Annotated in this window: 12 protein-coding genes and 2 tRNA genes; 11 read left to right on the forward strand and 3 right to left on the reverse strand. The window is 42.1% G+C overall.

The annotated features are described in order from the left end of the window. Window positions 1–4: 4 nt before the first annotated feature. Window positions 5–3,235 carry a carbamoyl-phosphate synthase large subunit gene (gene carB / locus VRUMOI_RS03565; RefSeq protein ID WP_089137583.1) on the forward strand — a complete coding sequence of 1,077 codons (3,231 nt, stop codon included), beginning with the start codon at window positions 5–7 and terminating at the stop codon, window positions 3,233–3,235. A gap of 213 nt (window positions 3,236–3,448) precedes the next feature. Here the strand turns inward: carB and dacB are convergent, their stop codons facing one another. Both dacB and VRUMOI_RS03575 read right to left on the reverse strand, forming a co-directional pair. Further along, entirely contained in the window at window positions 3,449–4,867 is a 1,419-nt protein-coding gene (gene dacB / locus VRUMOI_RS03570; protein WP_089137582.1) for a serine-type D-Ala-D-Ala carboxypeptidase, read from the reverse strand. Between the two features lie 102 nt (window positions 4,868–4,969). Next, window positions 4,970–6,022, reverse strand: a complete 1,053-nt coding sequence (locus tag VRUMOI_RS03575; RefSeq protein WP_089137581.1) for a porin — start codon at window positions 6,020–6,022, stop codon at window positions 4,970–4,972. A gap of 554 nt (window positions 6,023–6,576) precedes the next feature. On the opposite strand from VRUMOI_RS03575, the gene greA reads away from it, so the two are divergent. Next, window positions 6,577–7,050: a transcription elongation factor GreA gene (gene greA / locus VRUMOI_RS03580; protein WP_089137580.1), complete on the forward strand. Its 474-nt coding sequence runs from the start codon at window positions 6,577–6,579 to the stop codon at window positions 7,048–7,050. 185 nt (window positions 7,051–7,235) lie between these two features. Here the strand turns inward: greA and yhbY are convergent, their stop codons facing one another. Continuing rightward, window positions 7,236–7,532: a ribosome assembly RNA-binding protein YhbY gene (gene yhbY / locus VRUMOI_RS03585; RefSeq protein WP_089137579.1), complete on the reverse strand. Its 297-nt coding sequence runs from the start codon at window positions 7,530–7,532 to the stop codon at window positions 7,236–7,238. A 466-nt stretch (window positions 7,533–7,998) separates the two neighbouring features. Here yhbY and rlmE point away from each other — a divergent pair, with 466 nt between their 5' ends. From rlmE to nusA, 9 genes are all read left to right on the forward strand, one after another. Then, window positions 7,999–8,628, forward strand: coding sequence for a 23S rRNA (uridine(2552)-2'-O)-methyltransferase RlmE (gene rlmE, locus VRUMOI_RS03590; protein WP_089137578.1), 630 nt, complete (start codon window positions 7,999–8,001; stop codon window positions 8,626–8,628). A 40-nt stretch (window positions 8,629–8,668) separates the two neighbouring features. Then, on the forward strand, window positions 8,669–10,606 hold the full coding sequence (gene ftsH / locus VRUMOI_RS03595; RefSeq protein ID WP_089137577.1) for an ATP-dependent zinc metalloprotease FtsH: 1,938 nt from the start codon (window positions 8,669–8,671) through the stop codon (window positions 10,604–10,606). Window positions 10,607–10,764: 158 nt separating this feature from the next. Further along, window positions 10,765–11,595 carry a dihydropteroate synthase gene (gene folP / locus VRUMOI_RS03600; protein WP_089137576.1) on the forward strand — a complete coding sequence of 277 codons (831 nt, stop codon included), beginning with the start codon at window positions 10,765–10,767 and terminating at the stop codon, window positions 11,593–11,595. 63 nt (window positions 11,596–11,658) lie between these two features. Continuing rightward, window positions 11,659–12,996, forward strand: coding sequence for a phosphoglucosamine mutase (glmM, locus tag VRUMOI_RS03605; RefSeq protein WP_394607833.1), 1,338 nt, complete (start codon window positions 11,659–11,661; stop codon window positions 12,994–12,996). 217 nt (window positions 12,997–13,213) lie between these two features. Beyond that, window positions 13,214–13,561 (forward strand): preprotein translocase subunit SecG, encoded by a 348-nt coding sequence (gene secG, locus VRUMOI_RS03610; protein WP_089137574.1) that lies wholly within the window; start codon window positions 13,214–13,216, stop codon window positions 13,559–13,561. A 40-nt stretch (window positions 13,562–13,601) separates the two neighbouring features. Next, window positions 13,602–13,686: transfer RNA gene (locus tag VRUMOI_RS03615), tRNA-Leu, on the forward strand. A 68-nt stretch (window positions 13,687–13,754) separates the two neighbouring features. Continuing rightward, window positions 13,755–13,831 (forward strand) — tRNA-Met (locus VRUMOI_RS03620). Between the two features lie 328 nt (window positions 13,832–14,159). Continuing rightward, complete coding sequence (rimP, locus tag VRUMOI_RS03625) at window positions 14,160–14,615, forward strand: ribosome maturation factor RimP (RefSeq protein ID WP_089137573.1); 456 nt, start codon at window positions 14,160–14,162, stop codon at window positions 14,613–14,615. 18 nt (window positions 14,616–14,633) lie between these two features. After that, window positions 14,634–16,121, forward strand: coding sequence for a transcription termination factor NusA (gene nusA / locus VRUMOI_RS03630; protein WP_089137572.1), 1,488 nt, complete (start codon window positions 14,634–14,636; stop codon window positions 16,119–16,121). Window positions 16,122–16,142 lie beyond the last annotated feature (21 nt).

Raw genomic sequence — 16,142 nt, forward strand, 5'->3', positions numbered from 1 at the left:
GAAAATGCCAAAACGTACTGACATAAAAAGCGTACTGATTTTAGGTGCTGGCCCAATTGTTATCGGTCAGGCTTGTGAATTTGACTATTCTGGTGCTCAAGCATGTAAAGCACTGCGTGAAGAAGGCTACCGAGTTATTCTTGTTAACTCTAACCCTGCCACCATTATGACCGACCCTGAAATGGCCGATGCGACTTATATCGAGCCGATTCACTGGGAAGTAGTTCGTAACATTATTGCGAAAGAGCGTCCAGATGCAGTCCTTCCTACCATGGGGGGGCAAACGGCTCTGAACTGTGCACTTGAGCTTGAAAAGCACGGTGTACTTGCCGAGTTCGGTGTGGAAATGATTGGTGCGACTGCCGATGCTATCGATAAAGCAGAAGACCGCTCTCGTTTTGATAAGGCGATGAAATCGATTGGCCTTGAATGCCCACGTGCTGATACGGCAAAAACCATGGAAGAGGCTTATAAAGTGCTCGATATGGTGGGCTTCCCTTGTATCATTCGTCCTTCGTTTACTATGGGCGGAACCGGTGGTGGTATCGCGTATAATAAAGAAGAATTTGAAGAAATCTGTCGTCGCGGTTTAGATCTTTCTCCAACCAATGAGCTTCTTATCGATGAATCATTGATTGGTTGGAAAGAGTACGAAATGGAAGTGGTTCGTGATAAAGCGGATAACTGCATCATCGTCTGTGCGATTGAAAACTTCGACGCAATGGGCATCCACACCGGTGATTCAATCACCGTTGCACCAGCTCAAACACTAACTGACAAAGAATACCAATTAATGCGTAACGCTTCTTTAGCGGTATTGCGTGAGATTGGTGTTGAGACTGGTGGTTCAAACGTACAGTTTGGTATTAACCCGAAAGATGGCCGTATGGTTATCATCGAGATGAACCCACGTGTTTCTCGCTCATCTGCATTAGCTTCTAAAGCAACAGGTTTCCCGATTGCTAAAATTGCAGCAAAACTTGCGATAGGTTACACCCTTGATGAGTTGATGAATGACATCACTGGTGGCGCAACACCGGCATCATTTGAACCTACCATTGATTATGTTGTAACTAAGATCCCTCGCTTTAACTTTGAGAAATTTGCTGGTGCGAATGACCGATTAACGACTCAAATGAAGTCGGTTGGTGAAGTGATGGCTATTGGTCGTAACCAACAAGAATCATTACAAAAAGCATTACGCGGCTTAGAAGTCGGCCGTGATGGTTTTGATGAAATGGTGGATCTTGAAGCACCAGATGCACTGACTAAGATTCGCCAAGAATTGAAAGAAGCCGGTTGTGACCGTATTTGGTATATTGCTGATGCATTCCGTGCTGGCATGTCGGTTGATGGTGTATTCAACTTAACCAATGTTGATCGTTGGTTCCTAGTTCAAATTGAGGAACTAGTGAAACTGGAAGAAGAAGTCAGAGCTGGCGGTTACGCTGGTTTAAACGAAGATGTTCTTCGCAAGATGAAACGTAAAGGCTTCGGTGATGCACGTTTAGCGAAAATCTTAGGTGTGGCGGAAAGCGAAATTCGCCGCATGCGTGAACAGTTTGATATTCATCCTGTTTACAAGCGTGTCGATACTTGTGCTGCTGAGTTTTCTTCAGATACCGCTTACATGTACTCATCTTATGATGAAGAGTGTGAAGCTAACCCATCAGACAGAGATAAAATCATAGTATTGGGCGGTGGTCCAAACCGTATAGGTCAAGGTATTGAGTTTGACTACTGTTGTGTTCATGCATCATTAGCATTACGTGAAGACGGTTATGAAACCATCATGGTTAACTGTAACCCTGAAACGGTTTCAACAGACTACGACACTTCTGACCGCTTGTATTTTGAACCCGTAACATTGGAAGATGTACTAGAAATTGTACGCATTGAAAAGCCGAAAGGTGTGATTGTGCAATACGGTGGTCAAACGCCACTTAAGTTGGCACGCGCACTAGAAGCGGCTGGTGTTCCAATTATTGGTACTAGCCCGGATGCGATTGACCGCGCGGAAGACCGTGAACGCTTCCAAACCGCTGTTGACCGTTTAGGACTACTACAGCCAGAAAATGCCACGGTAACCACAATGGAACAAGCGATTGAAAAATCTCGTGAAATTGGTTACCCACTAGTCGTACGTCCTTCGTATGTACTAGGTGGCCGTGCGATGGAAATCGTGTATGACGAACAAGATCTACGCCGTTACTTTAACGAAGCGGTAAGCGTATCGAATGAATCGCCAGTTCTTCTAGACTTATTCTTAGATGATGCGGTTGAAGTGGATGTTGATGCGATTTGCGATGGTGAGCAAGTGGTGATTGGCGGCATCATGGAACACATCGAACAAGCTGGTGTTCACTCTGGTGACTCCGCATGTTCATTGCCGGCTTATACACTAAGCAAAGAAATTCAAGATGTGATGCGCGAGCAAGTTGAAAAGCTAGCGTTTGAGTTAGGCGTACGCGGCTTAATGAATACCCAATTTGCGGTTAAAGATGGCAAAGTATACCTAATCGAAGTGAACCCTCGTGCGGCACGTACCGTTCCATTTGTATCGAAAGCAACCGGCGCTCCATTAGCGAAGATTGCAGCGCGCGTCATGGCGGGGCAATCTCTAGCATCACAAGGGTTCACCAAAGAAATTATTCCACCTTACTACTCAGTGAAAGAGGTCGTATTACCGTTTAACAAGTTCCTAGGTGTGGATCCATTGTTAGGCCCTGAAATGCGTTCAACGGGTGAAGTGATGGGGGTAGGCAAAACCTTTGCTCAAGCCTTTGCTAAAGCTGAACTGGGGATCGGTAATGTTTATCCTGAAGGTGGTCGTGCACTGCTTTCTGTTCGTAAAGAAGATAAAGAACGTGTCGTTGAATTGGCCTCTCAGTTAATCAAACTGGGCTACCAGCTAGATGCAACGCACGGCACAGCAGTTGTGTTAGGCGAGGCGGGCATTAACCCACGCTTAGTGAACAAGGTTCATGAAGGTCGTCCTCATATTCTTGACCGTATCAAGAACAATGAATACACCTACATTGTAAACACGGCTGCAGGTCGTCAAGCAATTGAAGACTCTAAAGTACTACGTCGCGGCGCACTACAAGAAAAAGTGAACTATACGACGACGCTTAATGCGGCTTTCGCGAGTTGCATGGCACACAAAGAAGATAACCGTTCTGATGTCAGTTCTGTTCAAGAGCTACATGCGAAGGTAAAAGCTTCACTGGCTTAATCGGTTTTCGATAAGCAAGTAAAAAATAAACCCACTTTAGTTTCGGCTAAAGTGGGTTGTTTTTATTCACGTCTCTCGGGTTTCGAGAGCTTAATGAAGAAAGTTCGAAAGATTAAATAAATATTATTGATGTAGCATGCAATGATTTTTAAATTACTGACGAAACACGTAATATCGAGTCACGAGAAGCGCCCGATTTACGAGTCTCGTGATTTATTCCTTCGTCGCCTTTATCAAATTCTGATAAAACGCTTGTTCAAATTGCGTCAGTGGCGGAATTGTGCTGGTGTTGTTCTGCGGGTGATAATCCGTCACTAATTGCACAAACATAGTGGTTGGTTCACCTTTATTGTTGAGTACAAAACCTGCCATGTTATGTGTGGCAAATAAAGAGCCACTTTTCGCGACTATATTGCCTTTTATTGGATCTTTTCTCATGCTAGAGCGGTATTTTAATGTGCCATCTATTCCTGCGGTGGGCATTAAGCGAATGAAATCCAGTTTATGATCATTGGCTTTAATGAATTTTAATACCGAATACAGTTGATTTGGAGTAACGCGGTTGTTACGAGAAAGCCCTGATCCATCTTCTAAAACCGCATTAGATAGGTCAACTTTGGCTTGTTTCTTTAAAATTTGTTTAATGGCTTCTGTACCGTTGGCAAAGGAGCCTGCTTGATTAAAGTAATGCTCCCCCAAAGTTTTCGTTAGGTTGTTAGCGTAGAGATTATCGGAGTCTTTTAGCATGTGCTCCAGTAAAACTGGTAATGACACAGACTGATGCTTAGCCAGTACCTTTGTATTCTTGGCCAGTTCTTTGGTAGTGACCGCCGTCGCTAACTTAATGCTGCCTTTTAGCTTTATACCTTGCTCGTCTAAAATTTGATGCAGAGTTGCCGAGGCGTATAAAAATGAGTTTTGTATAGCAAAGTTAAGCGGTAATGGTTGATCGCGTTTCACTAAACAGCCCGATAAACGGTAATGGTTAGCCTGAGTGGTCGTCAGTTCTAAATCACAATATTGTTGCTTTTGTTGTTTACGTGTAATCGCCTCTGCACTAGTACTGACATTGACTGGTTGGTGCGGGGGGGTAAACACACGAGTACTGCCATCTGCATTGGTATAAATGGATGCCATCACACAGTTGCCATTTAAGGTTATCGCACTCGATGGGGTGCTATAACAAACCCCAAGAATATCCCACGGCCAGCCAACGGCTTTTTCATAGCCAGTAAAAGCACTGTTATCTAGAATAAGATCGCCGTCAATCGTTGAGATATTGGTACTTTTTAGCAGTTGGCTAATATCGTCAGATGTTAAGCTCGGATCACCAGAAAAGCGTATGACTAGATCTTTACCGTTTTGCTCTAATTGTGTGGTGTAGCGAAAATCATCCCCCAGTTCTATTTTAGCGGCCAGTGCGGTCATTAGCTTTAATGTACTCGCTGGTGGAAAAAACTGATCATTGTTCTGATAAAGCAGTGTAGAGCTCGGAGACTTAGCTATTAACCCGACTCGAGTGCCTGCAGGTAAAATATCACTACTTGGAAAATGTGGTTTGATGGGGGCTGAGTAGCTTGATAAAGAAAATAGAGAAGATGCTAGTAAAGCAATTGCAGACGACAAGCGCATGAGTTCAATCCATGATGTGGAGGTGTGGTGAGTATAAACAAAAACGCCTACTAAAATAAGTAGGCGTTTTAAATTCTAACTAACCTCTAAAGAGGCGCTAGATTAGAATGCGTAACGTAGGCCAATTTGGATTTGATCGTCAGTTTGTGCGTCAGACGCTGCATCACTATCAGAAAGCAAGTTGATCATATATGCGCCGTAAACTGTTGCATGATCACCAAAGTAACGAGCATATTCAAGACCAATATTGTTCATGTTTAGGTTTTTTTGCGTATCTGTATCGTAGTAGTTATAAGTTAGGTTTACGTTGTTATCACCAAAGGTGTAACCTGCGTAAGCATCAGCTGCATTGAAGTCATCTTCATCATTTTCAGTTGAAGAAACTTTACCACCTTCATACGTTGCAGCTAACCATAAACCATCATTTACGTATTTAACAGCAGCTGTGTAGGTTTGGTTTTTGCCTGTATCATCAGAAGTAAGAATATTACCATTACTGCCTTTTATGATATTGGCATTACCATCTGCAGCAGCCCAACCCGCACCAATTTCTAGAGCGTCAGTTAGTTTGTAAGCCGCGATGATACCGTAGCCATTGTTATCAGAAGCAACCGCACCATCAGCATCAGAGTTACCTTGGATGTGAGCCTGAACTGTTAAACGGTCAACTGATAAAGCATAACGTAAAACATTATCAGCTCGGTCAGCCGTTGCTGCACTGTATTCATTGATGCTGCCAGAGAAGTTTTCTGCAACATCGGTGAAGTTTGTTAGGTAAGTAAATGAGGTATCTTGGTGACCATAGTAAAGGTCGCCATAAGTAGTTTGGATACCTGCGAATAGGTAACGAGTGTTGATATCAGTATCATCACCCCCAGTTGCTTTATCCGATAATTCGTATTCAGTAAAGCCATAGAAAGACAAATCATCATTGTATTTTTGAATGCCTTCGATATTAAGACGTACACGTGAAGCGTCTTTATATGTATTGTCGTTAGCATTTTGATCTTTATTAGCATCAGAGAAGTTAGCACGAACTTCTACACGGCCACCCATGTTTAAAGTTGAAGTGTCGTCTTTATAAATAGTTGCTGCTGAAGCTGCTGTTGATACTGAAGCAGCGGCCACTGCTAGAGCAAGAAGTTTTTTATTCATTGTATTAATCCTAAACTGAGTTACTTTTCCATGAATGAAGGAGTAGTTCGCTACTCTCTATTGATGTTGCTATGCACAACTTTGCATAGTAACCACTATAATTTAGCCAAAATACATAAGCTTGCATATAGTCCGTGTGGTGAACTTTGTACTCTGAAAGTTCCCTAGCGCGATAGTTAAATGATATAAAAATAACTAAATCAATTTTTTTTAAGTGTGGTTTTAGATTTTTATTTTGTTATTTTAACCTTTAATCAGTGACTTATGGTTTTGTTGGTTTTTTTGTGATCTTGGTCTTGTTTTTGTTTTTTTTAGACTTTTGCCGCGAAAGTTGTACAAATTACTTGTTTTTTAGAAATGATTATTTTTTTGTAAAATAGCTATATTTTCAATGAAATGTGATGCGTGTCTTACTTTTATGGTGACTCAACAAGCAAGTTTAATTACACTGAGGAAACAAGTTATCTTAATGTCACCCACTCAGCACTTTTGTTGAGTGGGGTTTTATTGTCCGAAATTCGCTCTTTGGAGTTGAAGTTGGAGTGAGGTTTGAAATGGATAAAGTCCCGATGACCGTGAGTGGTGAGCAATTACTACGCACAGAATTAGAAGCGTTATTAAAGCGCCGCCCGTTGATCTCAGCGGCTATTGCTGAAGCTAGAGAACTTGGCGATTTAAAAGAAAATGCTGAATACCATGCTGCACGTGAAGAACAAGGTATCTGTGAAGCTCAAATTCGTGATATTGAATATAAACTTTCAGTTGCCCAAGTTATCGATGTGACGAAAATGGATAATACGGGTAAGGTTATTTTTGGTTCTACCGTAACTTTACTTGATCTTGATACCGACAAAGAAGTGAAGTATCAAATCGTCGGTGATGATGAAGCCGATATTAAATCGGGTAAAATCTCCGTTAGCTCTCCGATTGCTCGTGGGTTAATTGGTAAAATGGAAGGCGATGAAGTCGTTATTTCTACGCCTGGAGGGGATAAAGACCTCGAAATCACGCAAGTAGATTATATCTAATTGCTGGTTTAAAGTTGGATGCAAAGAAAGGCTGCAGATTTTGCGGCCTTTTTTATTGGTGAGTTTTCAAGTTTAAGATATATAACTATCGTCGCCAGTAACGAAGTATTCGATACACCAAATAAAAAAAGACCGCACTAGGCGATCTTCTATCTTGAAATCAAAGTAATTTGGTAAGTGAGTAGTTACTTACGAGGGATCTCTATTTTACGTTGCTCGCTTTGGCGGTATAAAACTAAGACTTTTCCAATAGTTTGTACTTTTTCCGCTTTAGTTTCACGAACAATGGCGTCTATAATCAGAGACTTGGTTTCACGGTCTTCAGAAGCGACTTTGACTTTAATCAGCTCGTGATGGTCAAGTGCAAGCTCAATTTCCGCAAGAACAGCTTCAGTCAATCCATTTGCGCCCATTAGCACAACAGGTTTTAAACTGTGAGCTAGTCCTTTCAAGTGCTGCTTTTGTTTGGTGCTTAGGTTCATTGTGCGGCCATTTTTTTATAGTATAAGGGTTGAAAACATCTATTTTAGCGCCATCTATTCTGGAAGACTATATTTTCCGTAATAGTTTTTATACCCAAGTAACTTTAAGATGCGAGTTTCAGCAAGAATAAAACAAGTTTTAAGCAAGGCAAATTGAATATGATCATAGCGATTCTATCTCTGTCCGATTTAACGCAGCATAAAGCTTGTTTTAACTTGCCCTTCGGGAGCTTCATTCAAACCTCCTCTTTTTAGTAGGAGAAAGGCCGCGTCAGATTGGTTTGAAAGGTGCTTGCATTCCTGCGCTAATCTTCTTTACCTAAAGGTTTGGATGATAGCTCTGAATTCTGTATCTTAGAGTCACTTGGGTATGTTAATCGCAATGGCTCTTGTGATGTTTATGCAGCAGCTGACACTTCCTTCATAGTAATAATGTTAGAAGTATTGAATAATCATTAGGAATGAAATGAGTAAGAAAAAACACTCGGCCAGCTCTGGCCGTTGGCTACAAGAGCATTTTGATGATAAGTATGTAGCGGAGGCTCAAAAGCGAGGTTACCGATCTCGTGCTATTTTCAAAATTGAAGAAATTCAAGAAAAAGATAAGCTCTTAAAGCCGGGAATGACAGTGGTCGATTTAGGTGCCGCACCGGGGGGCTGGTCTCAATATGCAGCAGAAGTTGTTGGTGATGATGGCCAAGTAATAGCTTGTGACATTTTATCTATGGATTCGATAGCAGGTGTTAGCTTCCTTCAAGGGGATTTTCGTGAGGAAGCAGTATTAAGCGCCTTACTAGAACGCATTCAACCTGATATGGTGGATGTGGTAATGTCCGATATGGCACCGAACATGAGCGGAAATCTGGCCGTTGACCAACCACGAGCGATGTATTTAGTTGAATTAGCATTGGATATGTGTCGACAAGTTCTAGCTCCGGATGGTAGTTTTGTCGTTAAGGTATTCCAAGGCGAAGGCTTTGATCAGTACGTCAAAGATGTACGAGAAATGTTTAAAGCTGTAAAAATTCGTAAACCAGACTCTTCACGTGCTCGTTCTCGTGAGGTATATATCGTAGCTACAGGATATAAACTGTAGTAATCTACTTTTAATTAATAGAGACCGAGAGGCTGACACCTTGAGTGACATGGCAAAAAATTTAATTTTATGGCTAGTAATCGCCGTAGTTTTGATGTCAGTTTTCCAGAGCTTTGGGCCTGGGGACAGTAACGGAAAAGCGATTGATTACACATCCTTTGTAAAAGACGTTGGTCAAGGCCAAGTTCGTGAGGCAAAGTTCAAGGATAGAGAAATTACCTTTGTTCGAACTGATAATTCTCGCAATGTAACTTATATGCCAGTTTATGATGATAAGCTTCTCGACGATCTTATTAACCAAAATGTAAAAGTATCAGGCACGCCTCCTGAGCAACAAAGCTTGTTAGGTACCATTTTCATTTCTTGGTTCCCAATGATCTTATTGATCGGGGTGTGGATTTTCTTCATGCGTCAAATGCAAGGTGGCGGTGGCGGTAAAGGCGCTATGTCATTTGGTAAGAGTAAGGCCCGAATGATGGGTGAAGATCAAATCAAAACGACCTTTGCTGATGTTGCTGGTTGTGATGAAGCCAAAGAAGATGTGAAAGAGCTAGTTGATTACTTACGTGATCCAAGTCGTTTCCAAAAGCTAGGGGGAAAAATTCCTACCGGTGTTCTTTTAGTTGGTCCTCCTGGTACAGGTAAAACGTTATTAGCGAAAGCGATTGCCGGTGAAGCGAAAGTACCATTCTTTACGATTTCGGGTTCTGACTTCGTTGAAATGTTTGTTGGTGTTGGTGCATCTCGTGTGCGTGACATGTTTGAACAAGCGAAAAAAGCTTCTCCATGTATCATCTTTATTGATGAAATCGATGCTGTAGGTCGTCAGCGTGGCGCTGGTGTTGGTGGTGGGCATGATGAGCGTGAACAAACCCTAAACCAAATGTTGGTTGAGATGGATGGTTTTGAAGGCAATGAAGGTATCATCGTTATTGCTGCTACTAACCGTCCAGATGTATTAGACCCAGCATTACTTCGCCCAGGTCGTTTTGACCGTCAAGTTGTGGTTGGTTTACCTGATGTACGTGGGCGTGAACAAATTTTAAAAGTTCATATGCGCAAAGTACCTCTGGCTGAAAATGTTGAACCTTCTCTAATTGCTCGTGGTACACCGGGATTCTCTGGTGCTGACCTTGCAAACTTAGTGAATGAAGCAGCATTGTTTGCCGCTCGTGGTAACAAACGCAATGTTTCAATGGTTGAATTTGAACTGGCGAAAGACAAAATTATGATGGGCGCTGAGCGTCGTTCGATGGTGATGTCTGAAGAAACCAAAGCATCGACTGCCTATCATGAAGCGGGCCATGCGATTGTTGGTCGTTTAGTCCCTGAGCATGATCCTGTTTATAAGGTTTCAATTATTCCTCGTGGCCGAGCACTTGGTGTCACCATGTACTTACCTGAGCAAGATCGAGTCAGCATGAATCGCCAACATCTAGAGTCTATGATTTCTAGTTTATATGGTGGCCGTCTAGCTGAAGAGCTCATTTATGGTTCTGATAAGGTATCGACGGGAGCTTCAAATGATATTGAACGCGCAACCGATATTGCTCGTAAGATGGTGACTCAATGGGGCTTCTCTGAAAAACTAGGACCTTTACTTTATGCTGAAGATGAAGGCGAAGTGTTCTTAGGACGTTCAGTAACACAGACGAAACATATGTCTGATGAAACGGCACGTTTGATTGACCAAGAAGTACGAATTCTGATAGACCGCAACTATGATCGTGCTAAGAAAATTTTAGAAGAAAATATGGATATCATGCATGCGATGAAAGATGCTTTGATGAAATATGAAACGATCGATGCTGGTCAGATTGAAGATTTAATGAATCGTTCTGAAACTATTCGTCCACCACAAGGTTGGACAGACAGCGAAGCTAAACCAACAGAATCAGCTACTGAATCAAAAGTAGACGAAACTAAAGTTGAAGCTAAGCCAGAAGATGATAACGAATCGAAAAATAAAGATTCATAATTTTTTGTTAATATCTTTAAGCCCTGATGAAAGTCAGGGCTTTTTGCTTTCCTATATGCTCAAGCACCCTCAAAATGCTGAAACATCTGTCTTGAGGCGGCTTGGTTATATCCATTATTCTCTTCGTATTATCTAAACCTGCTAGAGATTTGCTTGTTATGAAATTGACTTCGAACAATAAACAACTCGACCTTTCCAAGCCTCAAATTATGGGTATCTTGAATGTTACCCCTGACTCTTTTTCTGATGGTGGTCGATTTAATCAATTGGACAAAGCGATGGCACAAGTCACTGCTTTGATTAAGTCTGGCGCCACTATCATTGATATTGGTGGTGAATCAACTCGACCTGGAGCACAAGAAGTTTCACTCGAAGAAGAATTGCAGCGAGTGATTCCTTTAGTAAAGGCTATTCGTGAAAGTTCGGATGTATGGATTTCTATCGATACAAGTAAAGCTGAAGTCATGAAGCAAAGTATTCAATGTGGAGCGGATATCATTAATGATGTGCGCTCACTTTATGAGCCTGATGCATTAGATATAGTGGCAGAAGCGGGTATTCCCGTATGTATTATGCATATGCAAGGTGATCCTAAAACCATGCAGAATAATCCAAAATATAACGATGTGTTACATGATGTTGAAACCTTTTTAACCCAGAGAATTGACGAGTGCGTCGCCGCAGGTATTAAGCGTGAGAATATTATTATCGATCCAGGCTTTGGTTTTGGTAAGAGTTTAGAGCATAATTATCACTTACTGGCAAATCTTGAGCGTTTTCATCAATATCAATTGCCAATTTTAGCCGGAATGTCGAGAAAATCTATGGTATCCAACGCCTTAGAAAAGCCGACTAGCGAATGTGTTATCGGCAGTGTTGTATGCGCAACACTTGCAGCTCAACAAGGTGCACACATCATTCGGGTCCATGATGTAAATGAAACTCAAGATGCCATGAGAATTTTGGCAATCACACAAACTAATAAATAATTCAATTTTGACAGTTAAGCGATACTAACTGTCAATGTTCAGTTTGAAATTAAAGGACAAATCATGTCAACGAGAAAATATTTTGGCACCGATGGTGTGCGCGGTAAAGTTGGAGAGTATCCAATCACTCCTGACTTTGTATTGAAGCTAGGTTGGGCTGCTGGACGAGTATTAGCGAAGCAAGGTACCAAGCAAGTGATCATCGGTAAAGATACTCGTATTTCAGGCTATATGTTGGAATCTGCATTAGAAGCAGGTTTAGCCGCAGCTGGTCTTAAAGCTATTTTGACAGGGCCAATGCCAACCCCCGCAGTTGCTTACTTAACGCGAACTTTTCGTGCGGAAGCGGGGATCGTGATATCGGCATCTCACAATCCTTATTACGATAATGGTATTAAGTTCTTTTCATCTGAAGGGACAAAGTTGCCGGATGATATTGAGTTGGCGATTGAAGCGGAACTTGAAAAAGAGATTGAATGTGTTGAATCTGCCATGCTAGGTAAAGCTAAGCGTATGGTTGATGCTGCTGGCCGTTATATCGAATTTTGTAAAAGTACCTTCCCTAATGAACTGAGCTTAAAAGGACTAAAAATCGTAGTGGATTGTGCTCATGGTGCTACTTATCATATTGCACCAAGTGTTTTTACCGAATTAGGCGCTGAAGTGATCGCAATAGGTTGTGAGCCTAACGGTTTGAATATCAATGCAGAAGTTGGTGCAACGGATGTCCGAGCTCTACAACAGCGAGTATTAGCTGAAGAGGCCGATCTTGGCTTAGCGTTTGACGGTGATGGTGATCGTATCATCATGGTGGATGAGCTTGGAAATAAAGTTGATGGTGACCAAATCGCTTATATTATTGCTCGTGATGCTTTGCGCCGTGGTGAGCTCAAAGGTGGTGTTGTCGGTACCTTGATGACCAATCTTGGTATGGAGAATGGCTTGAAGCAATTAGGGATCCCCTTTGTTCGTTCTAAAGTTGGCGATCGCTATGTTATGGAACAGTTACTTGAGAAAGGTTGGAAAATTGGCGCAGAAAACTCCGGTCATGTCATCTTGTTAGATAAGGTTACGACTGGTGATGCGATTGTTGCTGCATTGCAAGTGCTTGCTTCAATTGTTGGGAGTAAATTGTCTCTTAGTGCCTTAGCATCCGGCATGACTTTATACCCTCAAGTGCTGGTTAATGTGCGTTTTTCTGGTGATACCGATCCGTTACAAAACCAAGCCGTATTAGCCTCGGTTCAAGAGGTGGAATCTCAATTAGGTGATAAAGGCCGAGTGCTGTTACGTAAATCGGGTACAGAGCCGTTAATTCGAGTAATGGTTGAAGGAGAAGATGCGCAACTTGTTGAATCATCAGCTAACGCCATTGCCCAAAAAGTGAAAGAACATTGCTAAAAAGGTGGTGAGGCCTGGTGTGTATTTTTGTACACCGGCCTCATTCTTGTTAGTTTTGTCCCTTTTTTAATCATTTGAACCGCAAGTTGGACTTTTTTGATAATTTTCACTTGTCAGTGAGCGTTGGTTTAGTTAGTATCACTCCGCCTCATTAGGGAGGTGCGTTATTGTTTTCTATGAAAGCAATAGCTCAGAAATTTAGAACATAGGTGGAAAAATGTTAACAGTTCTACTTGTGATTTATCTACTGGCTGCGCTTGGTGTAATTGGCCTAGTGTTGATTCAGCAAGGTAAAGGCGCAGACATGGGAGCTTCATTCGGGGCTGGAGCATCAAACACAGTGTTTGGCTCTGGTGGCTCAGGTAATTTCCTAACCCGATCTACAGCGATTTTCGCAACCGTATTTTTTATCCTTAGCTTGGTTCTTGGCCATATTTCAACGGCGAAGCATGACTCTAAGTTTGCTGCACCGCAATTAAGTGTTGAGCAAAAAACGGATAAATCAGAAAGTGTTGCAACTGATGAAATTCCAGCTCCTAAGAGCAACGACGAAATTCCTCAGTAATAGTTACGTTAGTAACAGAAATATATTCAGTAAGAATATTGCCGAGATGGTGAAATTGGTAGACACGCTAGCATGAGGTGCTAGTGCCTTATGGTGTGGGGGTTCAAGTCCCCCTCTCGGCACCATTGTTTGTAAAACTTGTAATGTCTATTGTAGCGAGTATAATGCCGCTCAGATAGAAAGCAAAATCGGACGCGGGGTGGAGCAGCTTGGTAGCTCGTCGGGCTCATAACCCGAAGGTCGTCGGTTCAAATCCGGCCCCCGCAACCAATCCTTTAATAGGATATGCTGTTGCAAGTTTTTGTGTTGAGAGTCTGACTTTTAGCACAACTAAGCTAAACTTTTAGCTTGGTAATATCAGGGTCCAGCAATAAAAAACCCCGACTTATCGGGGTTTTTTATTATCTGCATAACTTGATTGGCTAAAATTAGCAGATTAAGTTTGTTATAACGCAGATAATGCATGGTGTTTGAATTGGGCTTTAAGCCCTTTTTTTGTTTCTGGACGATTGGCTTTAAGCTTAGCTTCTTGGTTTTGTTGGCTTTTTTTATACATAAAGTAACAAAATGTGGAGAAAGCTTCATTTCCGGAGAGAGTATGACTGGTTTAGAAAAACAATTAACCGAATTATTGGAAGCGCCAGTGGCCGCTTCTGGTTATGAATTAGTTGGCTTGGAATTTATCCGAGCTGGCGAGCACTCCACATTGCGTATTTTTATTGACCATGAAAATGGTATCAATGTTGATGACTGTGCTGAAGTTAGTCGTCAAGTGAGCGCGGTAATGGATGTCGAAGATCCAATTACAGTCGCCTACAACTTAGAGGTTTCCTCACCAGGTTTAGAACGTCCACTGTTCAAGCCTGCTCATTACCAACAATTTATTGGTCACGAAGTGAACTTGGTATTGAAGATGGCGGTCAATAACCGTCGTAAGTGGAAAGGTGTAATTACCGCTATCGAGGGGGAAATTATCACAATTACCCTCGATGGCAATGAAGAACAATTTGCTTTAAGTAATATTTCTAAAGCTAACTTGATACCAAAATTTTAAGTCTGAAGAGGCGAGAACATGAACAGAGAAATTTTAGCGGTTGTTGAAGCAGTTTCGAATGAAAAAGCTGTTCCCCGTGAGCGTATTTTTGAAGCATTAGAAATTGCTTTAGCTACGGCAACAAAAAAGAAAAGCCCACACGAAATTGAAGTGCGTGTTGAGATTGACCGTAAAACCGGTGATTTCGAAACTTTCCGTCGTTGGTTAGTGGTTGAAGAAGTTGAATTTCCAACTAAGGAAATTTCAATTGAAGCTGCTCAATACGATGATGAAACTATCGAGCTTGGTGGCTATATTGAAGATGATATGGAGTCAGTCACTTTTGACCGTATTACGACTCAAACCGCTAAGCAAGTTATCGTCCAGAAAGTACGTGAAGCTGAGCGCGCTCAAATCGTTGAACAATTTATTGATAACGAAGGTGAGTTAGTAACTGGTGTTGTGAAAAAAGCAACACGTGATGCAGTTATCGTAGATTTAGGTAATAACGCAGAATCCGTCATTTTACGTGAAGACCAATTACCACGTGAAAACCTACGCCCAGGTGACCGTATTCGCGGCCTTCTGTATGCAGTTAAGCCAGAAGCTCGTGGTTTCCAACTGTTCTTAACTCGCTCTAAGCCAGAAATGCTGATTGAACTTTTCCGCATTGAAGTGCCAGAAATTGGTGAAGAACTGATTGAATTAAAAGCAGCCGCTCGCGATCCAGGTTCTCGTGCGAAGATCGCGGTGAAAACTAACGACCGTCGTATTGATCCAGTTGGTGCTTGTGTTGGTATGCGTGGCGCACGTGTACAAGCGGTATCTGGCGAGCTTGGTGGCGAGCGTATCGATATCGTGCTTTGGGATGATAACCCAGCGCAATTCGTGATTAACGCAATGGCACCTGCTGATGTGGCTTCAATTATTGTTGATGAAGATTCTCACTCAATGGATATTGCCGTTGAAGCGGATAACCTAGCTCAAGCGATTGGCCGTAGTGGTCAAAACGTACGTCTAGCATCTCAGCTTACCGGTTGGGAATTGAATGTAATGACGGTGGCTGACTTAAATAGCAAGCACCAAGAAGAATCGGTAGCCGCTATCGAAAGCTTCGTGAAACATTTAGATATCGAGCAAGATTTTGCCGAGTTACTGGTTGAAGAAGGCTTCTCTACTCTTGAAGAGATTGCTTACGTTCCAGTAAACGAATTACTAGAAATTGATGGCCTTGAAGAAGAGATGGTTGAAGAACTACGCGTTCGTGCAAAAAATGCATTAACAACTTTAGCTCTTGCTCAAGAAGAATCATTTGAAGGTTTAGAGCCTGCTGAAGACCTACTTGCTTTAGATGGCTTAGAGCGCGAAATGGCGTTTAAACTCGCAGCTAAAGGGGTAGTGACTTTAGAAGATTTAGCTGACCAAGGCACCGATGACCTAGAAGGCATCGAAGGCCTAGATGAAGTACGTGCAGGCGAATTAATTATGGCCGCGCGTAACATTTGCTGGTTTGGCGACGAAGAATAATTTTCAGCAAGGAGAAAGCAG

This window comes from Vibrio rumoiensis (assembly GCF_002218045.2).
Classification (GTDB): Bacteria; Pseudomonadota; Gammaproteobacteria; order Enterobacterales; family Vibrionaceae; genus Vibrio; species Vibrio rumoiensis.